Below are 20,475 nucleotides of genomic sequence, written 5' to 3'. Positions count from 1 at the left end.
ACTTTCTGTAAACAGATCCAGCACTAGCTTCCAGAGAAAGGTTTTTCATGACACTCGCGCTTTGCAAGACCGCCCTGGTCGACCTCATCAAGGATCAAGAGAATCGCGTCATCGCCCTCTCGGGCAAATGGGGAACCGGAAAAACACACTTGTGGCAGCGTGTCCGCGAGGAAACGGATGATGCGCAGGCGAAAGTCGCCGTGTCGGCTTCGCTCTTCGGCGTCAGTACGATCATGGAGCTGAAGCTCAAGATCGCCCAAGGTATCGCACCATCGCTCGGAAAAACCAATACGGAAGGCCTGATGACGTGGTTGGGCGGTATCACAAAGGTGCTGAAAGGAGTTCATTCGAGCTTTTCTGCGCTTGAAGAGGTCGCGTTGTTGGCGATGCCATACTTTGTGAAAGACCGATTCATCATCATCGACGACATTGAGCGCAAACACACAAAGCTGTCCATCGATGAAATCCTGGGATTCATTGATGAGTGCGTACAGAACCACGGCTGCCGCATTCTTTTGATCCTCAACAGTGACAAGCTGAAGGATCAGGAAATTTGGGGGCAAATCCGGGAGAAGGTTGTCGATCAGGAGATTAAGCTGGAGACCTCTCCGTCCGAGGCCTTCGACATCGCACAAAAGCTGACACCCTGCCCGTGGCCTCAGCAAATGAAGCTGTCACTTGAGCCCTTTCAGATCACGAACATCCGAATCATTCGCAAGGTCATCCGCGCTGCTAACCAATTGCTAGGCAGCGACCCTACACTCTCAACGTTGATTCTCAAGCGCGCTCTACCCTCGATCAGCCTGTTAGGCGCTATTCATTATGAAGCGGTCGAGGATGCACCCAGCTCCGATTTCATCCGAAACTATGATGGATCGAAGTCGGCAACGCTCATTGCCATTAGAAAAAAGCAAACGGAACCGCTCACCAAGGAGCAGAAAGACCATGATCGCTGGCACCAGGTGATGAACCGAGCTGGCATCGCCAGCACCGACGAGCTGGAGATGCTGATCATGGCCTTCTTTGACTCAGGAGTGCTGGATGCCCCGAAAATCCAGAACTTCGTGCGAGAGTATCTGCAGCGGGGTGAACACATTGAAGCTCGCAAAAAGGCGATCACGTTCATTGATCATTTGGAATGGCATCCGCAGCTCTCAGAAGAGAATCTGGTAGAGGAACTAAGGGCCCTACTCCCAAGCGCAGGGGCGCTTCACATGGGAATGCTATCGAGGCTGGTACCTATGATCGATCAGTTAACGGATGACAAAAGGCTAGGTTTGGCTTTCGTTGAGGCCTGGAGAGCTGAGTTTCGAGCACAGCATCCAGAGGGAATCAGCGAAGATTGGCTTCAGTTGAATGGTCGCCCCCTGGAGGATCTACATTCTCTGATCCGAAACGAGATTGACTCCGCGCGCACCAGGTACGAAAAGCCCAGCACCTCTCTGGAAGTCTTCGAAAAGATAATGAAGGGGAAAGCGTTGGGTACACGCGATGAGCAGTGCTTGAGGTCGGTCTCCGCCCAAGAGTTTGAAGCAGTACTCAGAGCAGCCAATGGCCCTGACCTGCAGCAGCTTCTTTATAAGGGAATGGAGATCGTGAACGGATATGGGGCCCCCCTTGAGCATTACGCAGGCGCCTCCCAAAATTTCCTACAGGCTTGCCATGACATCATTCATCAGCAGCCTGGTTCACGGCTGGCCAAAATCATCGATCGAGAGCTCAAGGTTGCAGGCCTAGATGCGCAGTCTAGGACGAATGTCGAGCCCGAGTATTGAGTAGATTTCGACCCGACTTCGTGTCGTGACTGACCTGTTTAGAAAAAATCCGAAGTCAAAACATGCTGGATTGGGCAGCTTGTTGGATGACGATGCCCAAGGTTTTCATAGGTTCCGAGGGATCCAGGGTCGCACTGAGGGTTGGAATTTCAGGCTTAGCAGGATCACCCTAAGCACTGCTATGCGTCTTTTCTATCAGTTCGGGCGGATGCCAAGTGTGCAGCTGGGATTCTGATAGGACTCTCGGGGTCAGAGGTATGCATTAGTGTGCATCCGAGAGCAGTTGACTCACATGCATGCTTGGACAAGGGACGCTTGCGCCAAGGGAGGAAGGGTAAAAAATAGACACAAAAAAAGGGCTCAGATCTCTCTAGCCCTTGATTCGCTTGTGTTTGGCGGGGAACCAGGGATTCGAACCCTGGGAACGCTCTCACGTTCGCCGGTTTTCAAGACCGGTGCATTCAACCACTCTGCCAATTCCCCGATGCAATTCTGAGGGTATCCTGAAGTGTGCATCTGGGGACTACCTGAGATAAGAACTCTAGGATAGTTGCCCATCGACGGTTTTCAAGACCGTTGCCTTAAACCACTCGGCCACGCTTCCAGCTTGTTTTGCGGCGGCAATCATACCGTAATGAAACACGCTGTCAAACTCTCTTTGTCGCCCGTTGCAGAGGCTCTGTTATGATCTTTGCATCTGAACGTTTCAAACCCACAGGAGTGTCGCCATGCGCGAACAGGATTACGCCGTACAACACGGCCAGCAGGTCGAGCAGCAGGAGGTCAGCAAGGTCCTGCGCAACACGTACAGCCTGCTGGCGCTCACGCTTGCCTTCAGCGGCGTGATGGCTTTCGTCGCTCAACAGATGCGCGTCGGCTACCCGAACATCTTCGTGGTGCTGATCGGCTTCTACGGGCTGTTCTTCCTCACCGCCAAGCTGCGTGACTCGGTCTGGGGCCTGGTTTCTACCTTCGCCCTCACCGGCTTCATGGGCTTCATCCTCGGCCCGATCCTCAACCGCTACCTCGGCATGGCCGGTGGCGCTGAAGTGGTCAGCTCGGCCTTCGCCATGACCGCACTGGTATTCGGTGGCCTGTCGGCCTACGTGCTGATCACCCGCCGCGACATGAGCTTCCTCAGCGGCTTCATCACCGCGGGCTTCTTCGTGTTGCTGGGCGCCGTGGTCGCGAGCTTCTTCTTCCAGATCAGCGGCCTGCAACTGGCGATCAGCGCTGGCTTCGTGCTGTTCTCGTCGGTCTGCATCCTGTTCCAGACCAGCGCCATCATCCACGGCGGCGAGCGCAACTACATCATGGCGACCATCAGCCTGTATGTCTCGATCTACAACCTGTTCGTCAGCCTGCTGCAACTGTTCGGCATCATGGGTCGTGACGACTGATCGCTAGCGATTGGACGATTCAGGAAAGCCCGCTTCGGCGGGCTTTTTTGTGGGCGGATGCTTTTGGGGTTGCCCCCCCACCTCCACAAAGAAACAATGAGCAGCCCAGCCAAGACGTACCTCTACCCCTTCGCCGTCGGGCCCCGTAGAATGCGCTCCTTTTTTCTTCGGGGCGGTTTCCCATGAGTTCACTCGAACACGAGCCGGGCGCGACGGCGCCTGCCAACGAACTGGTCCTTGGCCTCGAGGACAAGCCGCGGCCACTGATCGGCCTGCTGGCGGCACTGCAGCACTTGTTGGCGATCATCGTGCCGATCGTCACGCCTGGCCTGCTGATCTGCCAGGCGCTGGGTGTTTCGCCGCGGGACACCAACCTGATCGTGTCGATGTCGTTGGTGATCTCGGGCATCGCCACCTTCGTCCAGTGCAAGCGCTTCGGGCCATTCGGCGCGGGATTGCTGATCGTCCAGGGCACCAGCTTCAACTTCGTCGGGCCGCTGATTGCCGGTGGTGCGCTGATGGTCAAGCAGGGCACGCCGGTCGAAGGCGTGATGGCGGCGATCTTCGGGGTCGTGATCGCCGGCTCGTTCGTGGAGATGGGCGTTTCGCGCATCCTGCCATTCATCAAGCGACTGATCACCCCGCTGGTGACAGGCATCGTGGTGCTGATGATCGGCCTCACCCTGATCAAGGTTGGCCTGATCAGCATGGGCGGTGGCTTCGCGGCCATGGGCAACGGCACCTTCGCCAATGGCGAGAACCTGCTGCTGTCGGGCGTGGTGCTGGCGATCATCGTGGTCCTCAACCGGATTCCGGTGGTGTGGATGCGCAGTTGCGCCATCGTCATCGCGCTGGCGGTGGGCTATGCGCTGGCAGGCTACCTGGGGCGCCTGGACTTCACTGGCATGCACGAGGCCGCGCTGTTCCAGGTGCCGGTCCCGCTGCACTTCGGCCTGGGCTTCTCCTGGGCGCTGTTCATTCCGATGCTGGTGATCTACCTGGTGACCTCGCTGGAAGCCATCGGCGATGTGACAGCCACCAGCAAAGTGTCGCGCCAGCCGGTCGAGGGGCCAGTGTGGATGCAACGGATCAAGGGCGGGGTGCTGGTCAATGGTGCCAACTCGCTGCTGGCGGGCCTGTTCAACACCTTCCCCAGCTCGATCTTTGCGCAGAACAATGGGGTGATCCAGCTGACGGGCATCGCCAGCCGTCATATCGGTGTCTGGATCGCGCTCATGCTGGTACTGCTGGGGCTTTTCCCGAGCGTAGCCGGGGTGATCCAGGCCGTGCCGGAGCCTGTACTGGGTGGCGCTGCGATGGTGATGTTCGGTGCGGTGGCGGCATCAGGAATCAATATCCTGGCCAGCACCCGCCTGGACCGTCGGGCGCTGCTGATCATCGCCGTGTCGCTGGCCCTGGGGCTGGGCGTGGCGCAGGTGCCGGAGTTCCTGGCGCACATGCCGGCGGCGCTGCGTAACGTACTGGAGTCGGGCGTTGCCACCGGCGGCATCTGCGCCCTGGTGCTGAACTGGTTCCTGCCAGAGAGCCAGGAACGCGCCTGACCAACGTTGCAGGCAGACAAAAGCCCGCGCCTACAGGTGCGGGCTTTTTGCTTTATCATGACGGCATTTCTTTGCACGAGCCTTCCATGAAATTCGCCATCGCGGTGTTTTCTCCGGCCCATGCGCCCTCCTCGCGCCGCGCGCTGCGCTTCGCCGAGGCGGCCCTGGCCGGCGGACACGAGATTACCCGACTGTTCTTCTATCAGGACGGGGTGCACAGCGCCTCGGCCAACGTCGTCGCGCCGCAGGATGAACAGGATGTGGCGGCGCAATGGCGCAGCTTCGTCAGCGACCATCAGCTCGATGCCGTGGTCTGCATCGCCGCAGCATTGCGCCGGGGCGTGCTCGACGAGGCCGAAGCCAACCGTTACCAGCGCCCTGCCGTGAACCTGCCCAAACCCTGGGAACTGTCCGGCCTTGGGCAACTGCACGAAGCTGCGCAAACAGCAGACCGCCTGGTCTGCTTCGGAGGCGATTGAAATGGCCAGATCCTTGTTGATCATCAGCCGTCAGGCGCCTTGGAATGGGCCATCCGCCCGCGAAGCGCTGGATATCGCGCTTGCCGGTGGCGCCTTCGACCTGCCGCTGGGCATGCTGTTTCTCGACGACGGTGTCTTTCAGCTCGCCAACGACCAGCAACCGGTGCTGCTGCAGCAGAAGAACCTTGCCGCCAACCTGCAGGCGCTCCCGATGTTCGGGGTCGAGGAACTGTTCGCCTGCGCGCATAGCCTCCAGCAACGCGGGCTGGACAGCAGCACGCTGGAACTGCCGGTGCAGGTTCTCGACGATGCAGCGCTGCGCGCACTGATCGCCCGTTTCGACCAGGTGGTGACCCTCTGATGACGACCCTGCATGTAATCAGCCATTCGCCCTTCGGCGACGACCGTCTGGCCAGTTGCCTGCGTTTGCTGGATACCCAGGACGCGCTGCTGCTGTGCGGCGATGCAACCTACGCCCTCAAGCCTGGCAGCGAACCTTACCGGGTGTTGCAGGCTGCTGGCCTGGAGCAACGCCTGTTCGCCCTCGAAGAAGACCTACAGGCCCGCGCAATCCCCAGCGAGTTGGCAAAGGCCGTGGACTATCCCGCCTTCGTCGAGCTCTCGCTGCACTACGACAAGGTCAACACCTGGCTATGAGCAACCTGACTGTCGGCGATCGCTCGATCGCCCTGGACAAGGACGGCTTCCTGGTCGACTTGCAGGACTGGTCCCACGAGGTCGCCCAAGCCCTGGCCGCCCGTGAAGCGATCGCCTTGACCCCGGACCACTGGGAAGTCCTCGAACTGCTGCGTCAGTTCTACGACGAATATCAACTTTCGCCAGCGACTCGTCCGCTGATCAAGTACACCGCCCTGAAGCTGGGCCCGGACAAGGGCAACAGCCCGCACCTGAATCGTCTGTTCAACGGCACCCCCGCCAAACTGGCCGCCAAGCTGGCGGGCCTGCCCAAGCCGACCAACTGCATATGACCGAGCCAATGACCGACAGCCCAAGCCCCCTGACCCTGGAAACCCCGGCCGAACACCCCTTCGCCGAATTCGTGCGCATTCTTGGCAAGGGCAAGCGAGGGGCACGGGGCTTGACCCGCGAGGAAGCGCGCGCGGCGATGACACTGCTGCTCGAAGGGAAAGTCGAAGACACCCAACTGGGCGCCTTCCTGATGCTGCTGCGGCACAAGGAGGAAAGTGCCGAGGAGCTGGCTGGTTTCACCGAAGCCCTGCGCAGCCACCTGCAAGCACCATCGATCGCCGTGGATATCGACTGGCCAAGCTATGCCGGCAAGAAGCGCCACCTGCCCTGGTACCTGCTGGCCGCCAAGTGCCTGGCTGGCAACGGCGTGCGCATTCTCATGCATGGCGGCGGCGCCCACACGGCCGGGCGCCTGTACACCGAACAGTTGCTCACCCTGTTGGATATCCCCCTCTGCCGTGACTGGCAAGCGGTCGCCAGCAGCCTGGATCAGCAGCAACTGGCCTTCTTCCCGTTTCAGGACTGGGCGCCGCAGTTGCAGCGGATGATCGACCTGCGCAACACCTTGGGCCTGCGCTCGCCGATCCACTCCCTGGCCCGCATGCTCAACCCGCTCGGCGCCCGCTGCGGCCTGCAAAGCATCTTCCACCCCGGCTACCAGGCCGTGCACCGCGAAGCCAGCCGCCTGCTCGGCGATCACGCCCTGGTGATCAAAGGTGATGGCGGCGAGATCGAGGTGAACCCCGATGTCGTCAGTCACTTGTACGGCACTACCGGCAGCGAGGCCTGGGACGAAGAATGGCCCGCGCTGAGCGCACAACGCCACGTCAAGCCGGCAACGCTTGAGCCTGAGCATCTGTTGGCGGTATGGCGCGGCGCGGCGCAGGACAGCTATGGCGAGCTGGCAGTAGTCGCGACCATGGCCCTGGCACTGCGCGGTCTGGGCCAGGATCGCGAACTGGCGTTCTGCACCGCGCGCACGTTCTGGTCAAACCGAAACATCTAATCACTCGATCAATGACTGGCGATATTTGCGCTATTTATTCGAACGGTATGCCCTAGACTGAGCTCCAACGACAAACGACTTGGTAATTGGAGCTCCACATGGGCCTTTTGATCGACGGCCGCTGGCATGACCAGTGGTACCAGAACAGCAAGGATGGCGCCTTCCGCCGCGAAAACGCCCAGCGCCGAAATGCGCTACCTGCGGCCGAAGCAGGCCGTTACCACCTGTATGTTTCGCTGGCCTGCCCATGGGCGCACCGCACCCTGATCGTCCGCGCACTCAAGGGCCTGGAGCCACTGATCGACGTATCTGTGGTGAGCTGGCTGATGGGCGAGCATGGTTGGACCTTCGACACCGCACAAGGCTCGACGGGCGATCATCTCGACGCCCTCCAGTACCTGCATCAACGCTATACCTTGGATGATCCGCACTACACTGGCCGGGTGACGGTACCGGTGCTGTGGGACAAGCAAGAGAAGCGCATCGTCAACAACGAATCAGCGGAAATCATCCGCATCTTCAACAGCGCGTTCGATGAGTTGACCGGCAACCGTCTGGACCTCTATCCCGAACCACTGCGCGCGACTATCGATGCGCTCAACGAACGCATTTACCCGGCGGTGAACAACGGCGTTTATCGCGCAGGCTTCGCCACCACCCAGGAGGCGTACGAGGCAGCGTTCGATGAGGTGTTCAATGAGCTGGATCACCTGGAGGCACTGCTCGACACCCAGCGCTACCTGGCCGGCGAATACCTGACCGAGGCGGATGTAAGGCTGTTCACCACGTTGGTACGCTTCGATGCGGTGTACCACGGGCACTTCAAGTGCAACCTGCGACGACTGGCGGACTACCCGAACCTCTCCAACTGGCTGCGCGAGCTTTATCAGTGGCCGGGGGTGGCGCAGACGGTGAATATGGAGCATATCCAGAAGCACTACTACATGAGCCACAAGACCATCAACCCGAACGGCATCGTGCCCAAGGGGCCCTTGCAGGACTTCACGCTGCCCCATGACCGTGAGCGGTTGGCGGGCATGGGAATATGGCAGGGTTGACGTCGCTGGGGCTGCTTCGCAGCCCATTCGCGGGCAAGCCCGCTCCCACAGGTTTAAAGCGGCGCCGTACCTGTGGGAGCGGGCTTGCCCGCGAATGGATCACAAAGTGGTGCCAGTGATCAGCTGTTCTGCGCCCCTTCGAACCAGGCCAGCTTGTCACGCAACTGTACCACTTCCCCAACGATCACCAGGGTCGGCGCATGCACTTCATGCCGGGCGACCAGGTCCGGCAGGTCTGCCAGGGTCCCGGTGAACACGCGCTGATTGCGGGTAGTGCCCTGCTGCACCAGCGCTGCCGGCGTGCTTGCCGCACGACCATGACGGATCAACTCGGCGCAGATGGTCGGCAAGCCAACCAGGCCCATGTAGAACACCAGGGTCTGGGCTGGCGCCACCAGGTCATTCCAGGGCAGGTTGCTGGTGCCGTCCTTGAGGTGACCCGTGACGAAGCGCACCGACTGGGCGTAGTCGCGGTGAGTCAGCGGAATACCGCCGTAGGCCGAACAGCCGCTGGCCGCCGTGATACCCGGCACCACCTGGAAGGGGATGCCCTCATCGGCCAGTTCCTCGATCTCCTCGCCGCCACGGCCGAAGATGAACGGATCGCCGCCCTTCAGGCGCAACACACGCTTCCCTTGGCGGGCCAGATCGACCAACAGGCGGTTGATCTGGTCCTGGGGCACGGCATGGTCAGCGCGACGCTTGCCGACATAGATGCGCTCGGCATCGCGCCGGCACATCTCGATGATGGCCGGAGCCACCAGACGGTCGTAAAGCACCACGTCAGCCTGCTGCATCAGGCGCAAGGCACGGAAGGTCAACAGATCAGGATCACCAGGGCCGGCACCGACCAGATAGACCTCACCGCCCTGCTGCACTGGCACGCCATCGACCATGGCCTGCAACAGGCGCTCGGCTTCGGCGCCCTGCCCGGCCAACTGGCGCTCGGCGATCGGCCCCTGGAACACTGTCTCCCAGAAGCCGCGCCGCTGGTTGACGTCCGGGTACAGCGACTTGACCTTGTCACGAAAACGCGCGGCCAGGCCAGCCAGCTCGCCATAGGTGGACGGAATCCAGGCCTCGAGCTTGGCCCGGATCAAGCGTGCCAGCACGGGCGCATCGCCGCCACTGGATACCGCCACCACCAAGGGCGAGCGATCGACGATGGCAGGGAAGATCACCGTGCACAGGGCCGGTGCATCCACCACGTTGACCGGCAGGCTGCGCGCTTGTGCGTCTTCCGACACCTGCGCGTTGAGCGCCGGGTCATCGGTGGCAGCGATCACCAGACGGCACCCCTCCAGGTCAGCGACCTGATAGCCACGCACCAGCACCTCTCCGCTGCCTTCCCTGGCCAGTGCGGCCAACTGGCCGTCGACTTCCGGCGCGACCACCCGTAGCACACCCCCGGCATCCGCCAGCAGGCGCGCCTTGCGCAGGGCGATCTCACCGCCGCCGACGACCAGAACCCGGCCGCCCTGCAGCTTATGGAACAGCGGCAGGTACTTCATTTAGCGGATAACCTCGACGCCGCCCATGTAAGGCTTGAGCACCTCAGGTACGCGAATCGAACCATCGGCCTGCTGGTAGTTCTCCAGCACCGCAACCAGCGTACGGCCCACGGCCAGGCCCGAGCCGTTGAGCGTGTGCACCAGCTCCGGCTTGCCGGTTTCCGGATTGCGCCAGCGCGCCTGCATGCGGCGGGCCTGGAAGTCGCCGCAGTTGGAGCAGGAGCTGATTTCGCGGAACTTGCCCTGGCTCGGCACCCACACTTCCAGGTCGTAGGTCTTCACTGCGCCGAAGCCCATGTCGCCGGTGCACAGGGCCAGCACGCGGTATGGGAGTTCCAGCAACTGCAGCACGCGCTCGGCGTTGGCGGTCAGGCCTTCCAGGGCTTCCATCGACTTGGACGGCTCCACCACCTGGACCATCTCGACCTTGTCGAACTGGTGCTGGCGGATCATGCCGCGAGTGTCACGGCCCGATGCGCCGGCTTCGCTGCGGAAGCACGGGGTGTGGGCGACCAGTTTCAGCGGCAGTTGCTTGGCGTCGAGGATCTCGCCCGCCACCAGGTTGGTCAGCGACACTTCGGCGGTCGGGATCAGGTAGAAGTCGGCCTCGCCTTCGCGGGTGATCTTGAACAGGTCTTCCTCGAACTTCGGCAACTGACCGGTGCCCTGCAGGGCCGGGGCCTGTACCAGGTACGGGGTGTAGTGCTCCTCGTAGCCGTGCTCGCCGGTGTGCAGGTTGATCATGAACTGCGCCAGCGCGCGATGCAGGCGGGCGATCGGCCCACGCAGCACGGCAAAGCGCGCGCCGGACAGCTTGGCCGCGGCCTCGAAGTCCAGGCCACCGCTGACTTCACCCAGGGCAACGTGGTCCTTGATCTCGAAGTCGAAGGCCTGCGGCGTGCCCCAGCGGCGCACTTCGACATTATCTTCTTCGCTGGCGCCGACCGGCACGCTGGCATCCGGCAGGTTGGGGATGGTCAGCAGGATACCGTCGAGCTCGGCCTGGATCTCGTCCAGCTCCGTCTTGCCGGCCGCCAGCTCGTTGGCCATGCGCTCGACGTCCGCCATCAGCGGGGCGATGTCTTCGCCCTTGGCCTTGGCCTGGCCGATGGACTTGGAACGGGCATTACGCTCGGCCTGCAGCTGCTCGGTGCGGGTCTGCACCGACTTGCGGCGCTCTTCCAGTGATTCGATGCGCGCGACATCCAGGCTGAAGCCACGGGAGGCCAGGCGTTCCGCCACTTCCTGAAGTTGGCCGCGTAACAGTTTGGAATCGAGCATATCGTTCTCTCGTTGTGTTTAGGTGTTGGTTCAGATTCGGGTCAGGGCCAGGCCAGCCCAGGTGGCGAGCAGCCCGCCCAGCACGCTGGCGGCGGCATAGCCGAAGGCCAGGGGCGCCTGTCCGCTTTCGAGCAGGCGCACGGTATCCAGTGAAAAGGATGAAAAGGTGGTCAACCCGCCGACGAAGCCGACGATCAGCCCCGCACGTACCTCGATCGGCACGCCGGGCTTGTTGAGAAACAGGCCGTACAGCACACCAATGATCAGGCAGCCCACCAGATTGACCGCAAGCGTAGCGAGATAGAAGTGCCGTGGCCAGTGGGCATTGACCCAGTTGCCCGCCGCAAAGCGAAGCAAGGTGCCAGCAATACCTGCGGCGCTCACCGAAGCAATCAGGGCAATCACGTTTTTCTCCGTTGACGGGGGCTGTTGCGGTCCAGTTCGGCAAGGTGGCGCAGTTTCTCGCCAATCTTCAATTCCAGGCCACGTGGCACTGGCTGGTAATAGGGGCGTGGCTCGAGCTCGTCGGGGAAGTAATCTTCGCCAGCTGCGTAGGCATCCGGCTCGTCGTGGGCGTAGCGGTACTCATCGCCATAGCCCAGTTGCTTCATCAGCTTGGTCGGTGCGTTGCGCAAGTGCAGTGGCACTTCGAGCGAGCCATGCTCGGCAGCCTCGCGCAAGGCGGTCTTGAAGCCCATGTAGACGGCGTTGCTCTTGGGTGCGCAGGCAAGGTAGGTGATGGCCTGGGCCACCGCCAGCTCGCCCTCGGGGCTGCCCAGGCGCTCCTGGACATCCCAGGCTGCCAGGCACAGGCTCAGTGCACGGGGGTCGGCGTTACCGATGTCCTCGCTGGCCATGCGCACCACGCGACGGGCGATGTACAAGGGATCGCAACCGCCATCGAGCATGCGCGCGAACCAGTACAGCGCACCGTCAGGATTGGAGCCGCGCACCGACTTGTGCAGCGCTGATATCTGGTCATAGAACGCCTCGCCACCCTTGTCGAAGCGGCGGCGGCTGTCGCCAAGCAGGCTTTGCAGCATCTGCACGTCGATTTCGCTGCCATCCTCGGCAAGGTCGGAAGCGTTCTCGAGGAAGTTGAGCATGCGTCGACCATCACCATCGGCGGCAGCCATGAGCATTTTGAACGCCTCATCGCCGACCCGCAGGTTGCGCTTGCCCAGCCCACGTTCTTCGGTCAGCGCACGGTTGACCAACTTGCGCAGGGCCGCTTCGTCCAGGCTTTTGAGCACATAGACCCGGGCCCGCGACAGCAAGGCGTTGTTCAGTTCGAACGAAGGGTTTTCGGTGGTGGCGCCGATGAACAGCAAGGTGCCGTCTTCGACGTAGGGTAGAAAGGCATCCTGCTGGGACTTGTTGAAGCGGTGCACTTCATCGACGAACAGGATGGTACGCCGACCATACTGGCCGGCCTGCTGCTTGGCCACCTCGACGGCCTGGCGGATTTCCTTGACCCCCGCCAGCACCGCCGAGACCGTCTCGAAATGTGCATCGCAAAACTGCGCAAGCAGCCGGGCCAGCGTCGTTTTGCCAACCCCCGGCGGCCCCCAGAAGATCATCGAGTGCAGCGCACCCTGCTCCAGCGCTTCACGCAGCGGCTTGCCGCGCGCCAGCAGGTGCTCCTGGCCCACGTACTCGTCCAGGTTGGACGGACGCAGGCGAGCAGCCAGGGGCTGGGCAACGGGTTCGCTTCGAAACAGGTCCATGATGCCTCGCGTTACTCCTGGATGACGTCGGCGCCTTCCGGGATCTTGAACTGGAACGTGCTCGCCGGGACAGCCTGGTTGGCCTTGACCCCGTTGAACAGGATGTTGGTGCGCTGACCGACGCTGTCGATCAGTTGCATGTCATTGATCAGCCCTTTGCGGAACGAGATGCGCAGGGAGTCGAACAGCGTGTCCTTGGTCTTGGGCTTGAGGGTGAAGTCCATGACCTCGCCCTGCTCCTTCGACGCGATGTCGAAGCTCTGGCTGATTTTGGAGACATCGCCGGACAGCAGCAGCGCCGGGGTCTGGCTCAAACGCACGTCAAGCTTCTTGACCGTGGCCTGTTCCAGGTCCGGGTCCCACAGGGTGACTTTTTGCCCATCGGACACCACCACCTGCTCCTGCGGAGCATCGGTGTGCCAGTAGAACAGCCCCGGACGCTTGACCGTCATCTTGCCGGTCGTTTCCTGCAAGCTGGTGCCGCTGGCATCCAGGGTCAGCTGGGAGAAGTTGGCCTCGATGGTCTGGGACTTTTCCAGCAATTGGGTCAGGCGCTGTACGTCTTGCTCACCGGCATGAGCCGTAACCGAGCCCAGGGTCAGGGCAGAAACCAACAGCATGCGAATCGCGCGCATGGGAATCCTCATTGAGCAGTGAATAGGCCGAACGCCGTCGTTGGCGCCCGGCAAAGTGATCATCAATCGCGCGGGCCACCCGGGGCAATCACTTCCCGCGAGCCGTTGCTGTTCATCGGGGTGACTACGCCGGCCATCTCCATCGCCTCGATCATCCGCGCGGCACGGTTGTAGCCGATCTTGAGCTTGCGCTGTACCGCGGAGATCGACGCCCGGCGGCTCTCGAGTACGAACTGCACCGCTTCGTCGTACAGGGCGTCGGTTTCCGCATCGTCACCATCGCCACCACCGCCGCCACCTTCGAAGCCGCTGCCGGCCTCTTCGACACCGTTGAGGATGTCGTCGTTGTAGTCCGGTGCGCCACGCAGCTTCCACGCCTCGACCACGCGATGCACTTCATCGTCGGACACGAAGGCACCATGAACACGGATCGGTAGACTGGTACCCGGCGGCATGTAGAGCATGTCACCATGACCGAGCAGCTGCTCGGCACCGCCCTGGTCGATGATGGTCCGCGAGTCGATCTTGCTCGACACCTGGAACGCCATGCGGGTCGGGATGTTGGCCTTGATCAGGCCGGTGATGACATCGACCGACGGACGCTGGGTGGCGAGGATCAGGTGGATACCGGCCGCCCGCGCCTTCTGGGCGATCCGCGCGATCAGCTCTTCGACCTTCTTGCCGACGATCATCATCATGTCGGCGAATTCATCGACAACCACCACGATGGTCGGCAGGGTCTTGAGCGTCGGCGGCTCGTCTTCCATGCTCTCGCGACGGTACAGCGGATCGTGGATGACCTCACCCGCTTCCTGGGCGTCCTTGATCTTGCGGTTGAAGCCCGCCAGGTTACGCACGCCCATGGCAGCCATCAGCTTGTAGCGGCGCTCCATCTCGGCGACGCTCCAGCGCAGGGCGTTGGCGGCGTCCTTCATGTCGGTGACCACCGGGCACAGCAGGTGCGGAATGCCTTCGTAGATCGACAGTTCGAGCATCTTCGGGTCGATCATGATCAGCCGCGCATCTTCAGGGCCGGACTTGAACAGGATCGAAAGGATCATCGCGTTCACACCCACCGATTTACCGGAACCGGTGGTACCGGCCACCAGCAGGTGCGGCATCTTGGCAAGGTCGGTGATCACTGGCTTGCCGCCGATGTCATGACCCAGCGCGAGGGTGACCGGCGACTTCTGCTCGTCGTACTGCGGGGTCGACAGCACTTCGGAGAAGCGCACCATCTGACGGTTCTCGTTGGGGATTTCGATACCCACGGTAGTCTTGCCGGGGATCACCTCGACCACCCGCACGCTGGTCACTGCCAGCGAACGCGCCAGGTCCTTCGCCAGGTTGGCGATGCGGCTGACCTTGACACCTGCAGCCGGCTGGATTTCGTAACGGGTAATCACCGGGCCCGGATGGATGGAGTCCACCGACACCTCGACACCGAACTCCTTCAGCTTGATTTCCAGCAGGTGACCGACGCCAGCCAGCGACTCGGGCGAATACTCGATCTTCTTCTGCTCGGCCGGGTCGAGAATGGAGATCGACGGCAGCGTGCCTTCGACGGCGCTGTCGACGAACAACGGCGCCTGCTTCTCCTTCATCACCCGCTTGCTCGGTTCGGGGGCTTTGGGCGGCGGCGCGGGGATGTTGATCACCGGGGCCGGCTGTTGCTCGCGCTGGGCCACGTGCTTGGTGAGTGCCTCGTCGCGCTCGATGATGCGCTCGCGGGCCTTGATCTGCTCGCGTTTGTCCGCGACCACAGGAGCAACCACCTCATCGACCTGGTCATCTACCTCGCGCAGTTGCGCCACCAGGCGCTTGCGCTCGTTGCGCGCCTCCCACCAGCGAGTGGCTGCGCCCTGCACCAGTTCGAACAGATCGAGGGTGATCTTGCCGGTGACATCCATCACCTTGAACCAGGACAGATCGGTGAACACGGTCAGGCCGAACAGGAACAGGGCGATGAACATCAGCGTGCTGCCCTGCACGTTCAGCAGGTTGCGCGCCAGGTCACCCAGGCTTTCACCCAGGGCACCGCCTGCGGAGAACGGCATGCTCGCAGTGGGGTGGAAATGGATATGCGCCAGCGCCGCGCCCGACAGCACCAGGAACACCAGGCCGATCAAGCGCCAGGAGAATAGCCAGCCGCTCCATTGCCAGGGCTGATGGCGCTCGCGGAAGATCTGCCAGGTCTTGATTGCCAGCAGCAACGGGAAAATGTAGGCGAAATAGCCGAGCACCATGAACAGGATGTCGGCGAAGAAGGCTCCGGCGCGCCCGGCAGCATTCTGCACCTGGTCGACGTTGCTGGTGTGGCTGAAGCTCGGATCGGACGTGTCGTAGGTCAGCAGCGCCATCCACAGGTACAGGCACAGGGCACCGACGGCGATCAGCGCGCCTTCCTTGAGGCGATAATGCAACTGCTGGCGCCACAATGGCACGGGCAAAGGGGTCGGGGTTGCGGTGGATTTCTTCAAAACGCGTCTATTCCTGCGCTCGCTGCGCGTTAAATAGTGATCGAGCCGATGACTGGCCGACGAACCACTACTTTTATCATTACTGCCCGCCTGCCGCCATGGCGGCACGCCGCATGGCGCATGAACGGAGGGCCGATTTCCATGGGTGCAATTTGAGCATGCATTTTGTTCTGTGACAAAGGCTTATGCTGTATTTTTGCACAGGTATGACAGCAAATGTCCGGGTTGGTGCCGGATGGCTCATTAATGCGTAGGAAAGCGCCGTATACGCTGTGCCAAAACCACCAATGGCGGGCAGGAACCAATCCCATTCGCTGGCAGCCCCTCGGGCAGCACAAGGCCAGACGTTGACCACGTTTCTTTCAGCCGCCATGCTGCCCTCTCCCCTCCCCTACCGCCGAAAGACCATGCTCACCTGGCTGACCCGCGACTCGCTGACCTTCCCGCCCCTGGAAAAAGCCCTGAACGAGCCCAACGGCCTGCTCGCCGCCGGTGGCGACCTGACGCCGGAGCGCCTGATCCAGGCCTATCGTCATGGCTGCTTTCCCTGGTACCAGGACGGCCAACCCATCCTCTGGTGGTCACCGGACCCGCGCACCGTACTCTTCCCGGACGAGTTGCACGTTTCGCGCTCACTGGCCAAGCTCCTGCGCCAGGGTCGCTACCAGGTCAGCTTCGACAGCGACTTCGAACGGGTCATCGCCGCTTGCGCCGCACCGCGCGACTACGCCGACGGCACCTGGATCACCGACAGCATGCAGGCCGCGTACTGTGAACTGCATCGACGCGGCATCGCCCATTCGGTGGAGGTCCGCCAGGATGGCGAGCTGGTCGGCGGCCTGTATGGCTTGGCCATGGGCCAGCTGTTCTTCGGAGAGTCCATGTTCAGCCGTGCCGACAACGCTTCGAAGGTGGGCTTCGCGACCCTGGTCGAGCACCTGCGCCAGGCCGGCTTTGCCCTGATCGACTGCCAGATGCCGACCAATCATTTGCACAGCCTCGGTGCTCGCGCCATCAGCCGCGCCGAGTTCGCCCGTTATCTCGCGCGCCACCTCGACCAGCCCAGCAAGGCAACCTGGGTTCGCTAGGCGAGTTCCCATTGCTGGCATACACTTAAGACAACGTCTTGCCGAGGGGTCGATCATGACAGAGTTGGCGCGGTTGAAGTTCTATGCCACTCAACCTCACTCCTGCAGCTATCTGCCGGAGGAGCAGGCGACCACGCTGTTCCTGGACCCCAGCCAGCCGATGGACGTCCATGTGTACGCCGACCTCTCTGAAATGGGTTTTCGTCGCAGCGGCGATCATCTCTATCGCCCGCACTGCCAGAATTGCAATGCCTGCGTGCCGGCACGCATCCCCGCGGCACGCTTCATCCCCAACCGCCAGCAGCGGCGCATCCTCAAACGCAACGCTGACGTCACCGTCACCGCTGCGCGCCCAGCCTTCAAGGAAGAGTACTTCGACCTGTATCGACGCTACATCGAACAGCGCCATTCGGACGGCGACATGTATCCGCCCAGCCGCGACCAGTTCTCCACCTTCCTGGTACGCGACCTGCCATTCTGCTGGTTCTACGAGTTCCGCCTCGAAGGCCGCCTGCTGGCGATCGCCGTGTGCGACCTGCTGCCCAACGGCCTTTCGGCGGTCTACACCTTCTACGAGCCCGATGAAGAACGTCGCAGCCTGGGGCGCTTTGCCATTCTCTGGCAGATCACCGAAGCGCTGCGGCAGAATCTCGAGGCTGTCTACCTGGGTTACTGGATCAAGAACTGCAAGAAGATGAACTACAAGACCCAGTATCGCCCCATCGAACTGCTGATCAACCAGCGCTGGGTCAGCCTCAACTGAAAGCATTGGCTTGAAACACAGTTTTCGGGCATAATCCACGCCACTTTTTTTGCCCGGTGCAGTCGTGCGTCGGGCCATCACTGGATACCGAGGGCTTTACTGCATGTCGAAAGAAGACAGCTTCGAAATGGAAGGCACTGTCGTCGACACCCTGCCCAACACCATGTTCCGCGTGGAGTTGGAAAACGGGCACGTCGTTACCGCGCACATCTCCGGCAAGATGCGCAAGAACTACATCCGTATTCTCACTGGCGACAAGGTCCGCGTCGAACTGACGCCATACGACCTGAGCAAGGGCCGCATCACCTACCGCGCCCGCTAAGCTCCAGCCATGAAAAAGCCCGGCCTATGTGCCGGGCTTTTTTGTATCTGCTTGAATGTAGACCGGCCGTGCCTGTGATCGCGACCCAAGCCGCTCCCACAGGCACAGCGCGACACCGCTGTTACGCAACCTCGGCCGTGGTCTCGAAATCGAAGACCAGCTCACCGTCACGCAACTCGACATGCACCACGCCACCGTGCTCGGACAGCTCGCCGAACAGGATCTCCTCGGCCAGCGGCCGCTTGATCTTGTCCTGGATGAGCCGTGCCATCGGCCGTGCGCCCATCTGTACGTCGTAGCCCTTGACTGCCAGCCAGCCGCGCGCCTCGTCGCTGACCTCCAGCAACACGCGCTTGTCTTCCAGCTGGGCCTGCAGTTCGATGAGGAACTTGTCGACGATACTCTTGATCGTCTCGTGACTCAGGCGGCCGAACTGGATGATGGTGTCCAGGCGGTTGCGGAACTCCGGCGTGAAGCTCTTGCGGATGACTTCCATGGCATCGGACGTGTGATCCTGCTGGGTGAAGCCGATCGAGGCACGCGCCGCGGTTTCGGCACCCGCGTTGGTGGTCATGATCAGGATCACGTTGCGGAAGTCGGCCTTGCGCCCGTTGTTATCGGTCAGCGTCCCGTGGTCCATCACCTGCAGCAGCAGGTTGAAGACTTCAGGATGGGCCTTCTCGATCTCATCGAGCAGCAGGACACAGTGCGGTTGCTTGGTGATCGCCTCGGTCAGCAGACCGCCCTGGTCGAAACCGACATAGCCGGGCGGCGCACCGATCAGGCGCGACACGGTATGCCGCTCCATGTACTCGGACATGTCGAAGCGCACCAGCTCCACCCCAAGCGCCTTGGCCAGCTGACGTGCAGCCTCGGTCTTGCCGACACCGGTCGGGCCTGAGAACAGGAACGAACCGACCGGCTTGTCCGGCGCCTTCAGGCCTGCACGCGACAGCTTGATGGCGGTGGACAGCGAGTCGATCGCCGCATCCTGACCGAACACGGTCAGCTTGAGGTCACGCTCCAGGTTACGCAGCAGCTCCTTGTCGGAACTGGTGACGTGCTTCGGCGGAATCCGCGCGATCTTGGCGACGATGTCCTCGACCTGCGGCACCTCGATGCGCTTGACCCGGCTGGCTTCCGGCTGCAGGCGCTGGTATGCACCCGCTTCATCGATCACGTCGATGGCCTTGTCCGGCATGTGGCGGTCATTGATGTAGCGAGCAGCCAGTTCTGCAGCCGCGCGCAGCGCCTCATCGCTGTACTCGATGTTGTGGTGGCTTTCGAAACGCCCCTTCAGGCCACGCAGGATACCAACGGTATCTTCCACTGACGGCTCGCTGACATCGACCTTCTGGAAACGCCGCGCCAGGGCACGGTCCTTCTCGAAGATGCCACGGAATTCCTGGAAGGTAGTCGAACCGATGCAGCGGATATCGCCGGAGGACAGCAACGGCTTGAGCAGGTTGGACGCATCCATGACCCCACCGGATGCCGCACCGGCACCAATGATGGTGTGAATCTCGTCGATGAACAGGATTGCCTGCGGACGCTTGCGCAGCTCACCCAGCAGCGCCTTGAAGCGCTTCTCAAAATCGCCGCGGTATTTGGTGCCGGCCAGCAGTGCACCCAGGTCGAGCGAGTAGACCACGCTCTGCGCCAACAGGTCCGGCACCTGGCCATCGACGATGCGCTTGGCCAGGCCTTCGGCGATGGCAGTCTTGCCGACGCCCGCCTCCCCGACCAGCAGCGGGTTGTTCTTGCGGCGGCGGGCCAGGATCTGCGCGACGCGCTCGACCTCCTGCTCACGCCCCACCAGCGGATCGATACGACCGGCACGCGCCAGCTCATTGAGGTTGCTGGCATAGGCGTCCAGCGGGTTGCTGGACGAGGACGCCTCGCCTCCCTCCTCATCCTGCATTTCCTGATCGCTGTCAGCATGCGGACCGTGCCCCGGCACCTTGGAGATGCCATGGGCGATGTAGTTGACCACATCGATGCGCGCCACGCTCTGCTGCTTGAGCAGGAACACGGCCTGGCTTTCCTGTTCGCTGAAGATCGCTACCAGCACATTGGCACCGGTCACTTCACGCTTGCCGGAGCTTTGCACGTGGAAAACGGCGCGCTGCAGCACACGCTGGAAACCAAGCGTAGGCTGGGTTTCGCGGTCCTCGTCGTGGACGGGAATCAGTGGCGTGGTCGAATCGATGAACTCCTGCAGGTCATGCTTGAGCTTGTCGAGATTGGCGCCACAGGCGCGCAGAACGGTCGCGGCGGCCTCATTGTCAAGGAGTGCCAGCAACAGGTGTTCGACGGTCATGAATTCATGACGCTTCGAACGGGCCTCCTTGAAGGCCAGATTGAGGGTGACTTCGAGCTCGCGGTTTAACATAGCTTC

General features: G+C 61.8%; 19 protein-coding genes and 1 tRNA gene. 12 read left to right on the top strand and 8 right to left on the bottom strand.

The genetic code is table 11. The annotated features are described in order from the left end of the window. The first annotated feature begins 47 nt into the window (after positions 1-47). A complete protein-coding gene (locus ACMGGG_RS07630) occupies positions 48-1,775 on the top strand; it encodes a P-loop NTPase fold protein (protein WP_414155153.1) in 1,728 nt (575 codons plus the stop codon). Positions 1,776-2,168: 393 nt separating this feature from the next. Here ACMGGG_RS07630 and ACMGGG_RS07625 read toward each other — a convergent pair. Further along, a tRNA-Ser gene (locus tag ACMGGG_RS07625) sits at positions 2,169-2,258 on the bottom strand. A 245-nt stretch (positions 2,259-2,503) separates the two neighbouring features. Here ACMGGG_RS07625 and ACMGGG_RS07620 point away from each other — a divergent pair. The 8 genes from ACMGGG_RS07620 (at position 2,504) to ACMGGG_RS07585 (ending at position 8,270) form a co-directional block, all read left to right on the top strand. Next, entirely contained in the window at positions 2,504-3,175 is a 672-nt protein-coding gene (locus tag ACMGGG_RS07620) for a Bax inhibitor-1/YccA family protein (RefSeq protein WP_054892316.1), read from the top strand. Between the two features lie 182 nt (positions 3,176-3,357). Then, entirely contained in the window at positions 3,358-4,737 is a 1,380-nt protein-coding gene (locus ACMGGG_RS07615) for a nucleobase:cation symporter-2 family protein (RefSeq protein WP_063544275.1), read from the top strand. Between the two features lie 86 nt (positions 4,738-4,823). Continuing rightward, positions 4,824-5,216 carry a sulfurtransferase complex subunit TusD gene (tusD, locus tag ACMGGG_RS07610; protein ID WP_112897947.1) on the top strand — a complete coding sequence of 131 codons (393 nt, stop codon included), beginning with the start codon at positions 4,824-4,826 and terminating at the stop codon, positions 5,214-5,216. 1 nt (position 5,217) lies between these two features. Further along, positions 5,218-5,577: a sulfurtransferase complex subunit TusC gene (gene tusC, locus ACMGGG_RS07605; protein ID WP_063544273.1), complete on the top strand. Its 360-nt coding sequence runs from the start codon at positions 5,218-5,220 to the stop codon at positions 5,575-5,577. Beyond that, positions 5,577-5,873 carry a sulfurtransferase complex subunit TusB gene (gene tusB / locus ACMGGG_RS07600; RefSeq protein ID WP_414155152.1) on the top strand — a complete coding sequence of 99 codons (297 nt, stop codon included), beginning with the start codon at positions 5,577-5,579 and terminating at the stop codon, positions 5,871-5,873. The genes tusC and tusB overlap by 1 nt, the downstream gene beginning before the upstream one ends. Then, the gene (locus ACMGGG_RS07595; RefSeq protein WP_054892321.1) at positions 5,870-6,205 is read left to right on the top strand and encodes a TusE/DsrC/DsvC family sulfur relay protein; all 336 of its coding nucleotides are present in this window, start codon (positions 5,870-5,872) and stop codon (positions 6,203-6,205) included. The genes tusB and ACMGGG_RS07595 overlap by 4 nt, the downstream gene beginning before the upstream one ends. 8 nt (positions 6,206-6,213) lie before the next feature. Beyond that, positions 6,214-7,212, top strand: coding sequence for a glycosyl transferase family protein (locus ACMGGG_RS07590; protein ID WP_414155151.1), 999 nt, complete (start codon positions 6,214-6,216; stop codon positions 7,210-7,212). Positions 7,213-7,310: 98 nt separating this feature from the next. Continuing rightward, complete coding sequence (locus ACMGGG_RS07585; RefSeq protein WP_414155150.1) at positions 7,311-8,270, top strand: glutathione S-transferase family protein; 960 nt, start codon at positions 7,311-7,313, stop codon at positions 8,268-8,270. A gap of 119 nt (positions 8,271-8,389) precedes the next feature. On the opposite strand, the gene cysG is transcribed toward ACMGGG_RS07585, so the two are convergent. From cysG to ftsK, 6 genes are all read right to left on the bottom strand, one after another. Beyond that, positions 8,390-9,781: a siroheme synthase CysG gene (gene cysG / locus ACMGGG_RS07580; RefSeq protein WP_112897944.1), complete on the bottom strand. Its 1,392-nt coding sequence runs from the start codon at positions 9,779-9,781 to the stop codon at positions 8,390-8,392. Further along, positions 9,782-11,062: a serine--tRNA ligase gene (gene serS / locus ACMGGG_RS07575; RefSeq protein ID WP_054892325.1), complete on the bottom strand. Its 1,281-nt coding sequence runs from the start codon at positions 11,060-11,062 to the stop codon at positions 9,782-9,784. A 30-nt stretch (positions 11,063-11,092) separates the two neighbouring features. After that, on the bottom strand, positions 11,093-11,467 hold the full coding sequence (crcB, locus tag ACMGGG_RS07570; protein WP_054892326.1) for a fluoride efflux transporter CrcB: 375 nt from the start codon (positions 11,465-11,467) through the stop codon (positions 11,093-11,095). Next, positions 11,464-12,789 carry a replication-associated recombination protein A gene (locus tag ACMGGG_RS07565; RefSeq protein ID WP_054892327.1) on the bottom strand — a complete coding sequence of 442 codons (1,326 nt, stop codon included), beginning with the start codon at positions 12,787-12,789 and terminating at the stop codon, positions 11,464-11,466. The genes crcB and ACMGGG_RS07565 overlap by 4 nt, the downstream gene beginning before the upstream one ends. A gap of 11 nt (positions 12,790-12,800) precedes the next feature. After that, complete coding sequence (gene lolA, locus ACMGGG_RS07560; protein ID WP_054892328.1) at positions 12,801-13,424, bottom strand: outer membrane lipoprotein chaperone LolA; 624 nt, start codon at positions 13,422-13,424, stop codon at positions 12,801-12,803. Positions 13,425-13,486: 62 nt separating this feature from the next. Further along, a complete protein-coding gene (gene ftsK / locus ACMGGG_RS07555) occupies positions 13,487-15,904 on the bottom strand; it encodes a DNA translocase FtsK (RefSeq protein WP_323453984.1) in 2,418 nt (805 codons plus the stop codon). A 407-nt stretch (positions 15,905-16,311) separates the two neighbouring features. Here ftsK and aat point away from each other — a divergent pair, with 407 nt between their 5' ends. The 3 genes from aat to infA all read left to right on the top strand — a co-directional run bounded on the left by aat (position 16,312) and on the right by infA (position 18,077). Next, positions 16,312-16,992, top strand: a complete 681-nt coding sequence (gene aat / locus ACMGGG_RS07550) for a leucyl/phenylalanyl-tRNA--protein transferase (protein ID WP_153773013.1) — start codon at positions 16,312-16,314, stop codon at positions 16,990-16,992. A 55-nt stretch (positions 16,993-17,047) separates the two neighbouring features. Further along, on the top strand, positions 17,048-17,755 hold the full coding sequence (locus ACMGGG_RS07545; RefSeq protein ID WP_054892331.1) for an arginyltransferase: 708 nt from the start codon (positions 17,048-17,050) through the stop codon (positions 17,753-17,755). Positions 17,756-17,858: 103 nt separating this feature from the next. Continuing rightward, entirely contained in the window at positions 17,859-18,077 is a 219-nt protein-coding gene (gene infA, locus ACMGGG_RS07540) for a translation initiation factor IF-1 (protein ID WP_002553999.1), read from the top strand. 121 nt (positions 18,078-18,198) lie between these two features. Here the strand turns inward: infA and clpA are convergent, their stop codons facing one another. Then, positions 18,199-20,469: an ATP-dependent Clp protease ATP-binding subunit ClpA gene (gene clpA / locus ACMGGG_RS07535; protein WP_414155149.1), complete on the bottom strand. Its 2,271-nt coding sequence runs from the start codon at positions 20,467-20,469 to the stop codon at positions 18,199-18,201. Between the last annotated feature and the right edge of the window lie 6 nt (positions 20,470-20,475).

The sequence above is a fragment of the Pseudomonas sp. BNK-44-b genome (assembly GCF_047456245.1).
GTDB classification, from domain to species: domain Bacteria; phylum Pseudomonadota; class Gammaproteobacteria; order Pseudomonadales; family Pseudomonadaceae; genus Aquipseudomonas; species Aquipseudomonas machongensis.
The sequence above is the reverse complement of the archived record's forward strand: the minus strand, read 5'-3'. Positions and strand labels throughout refer to the sequence as shown.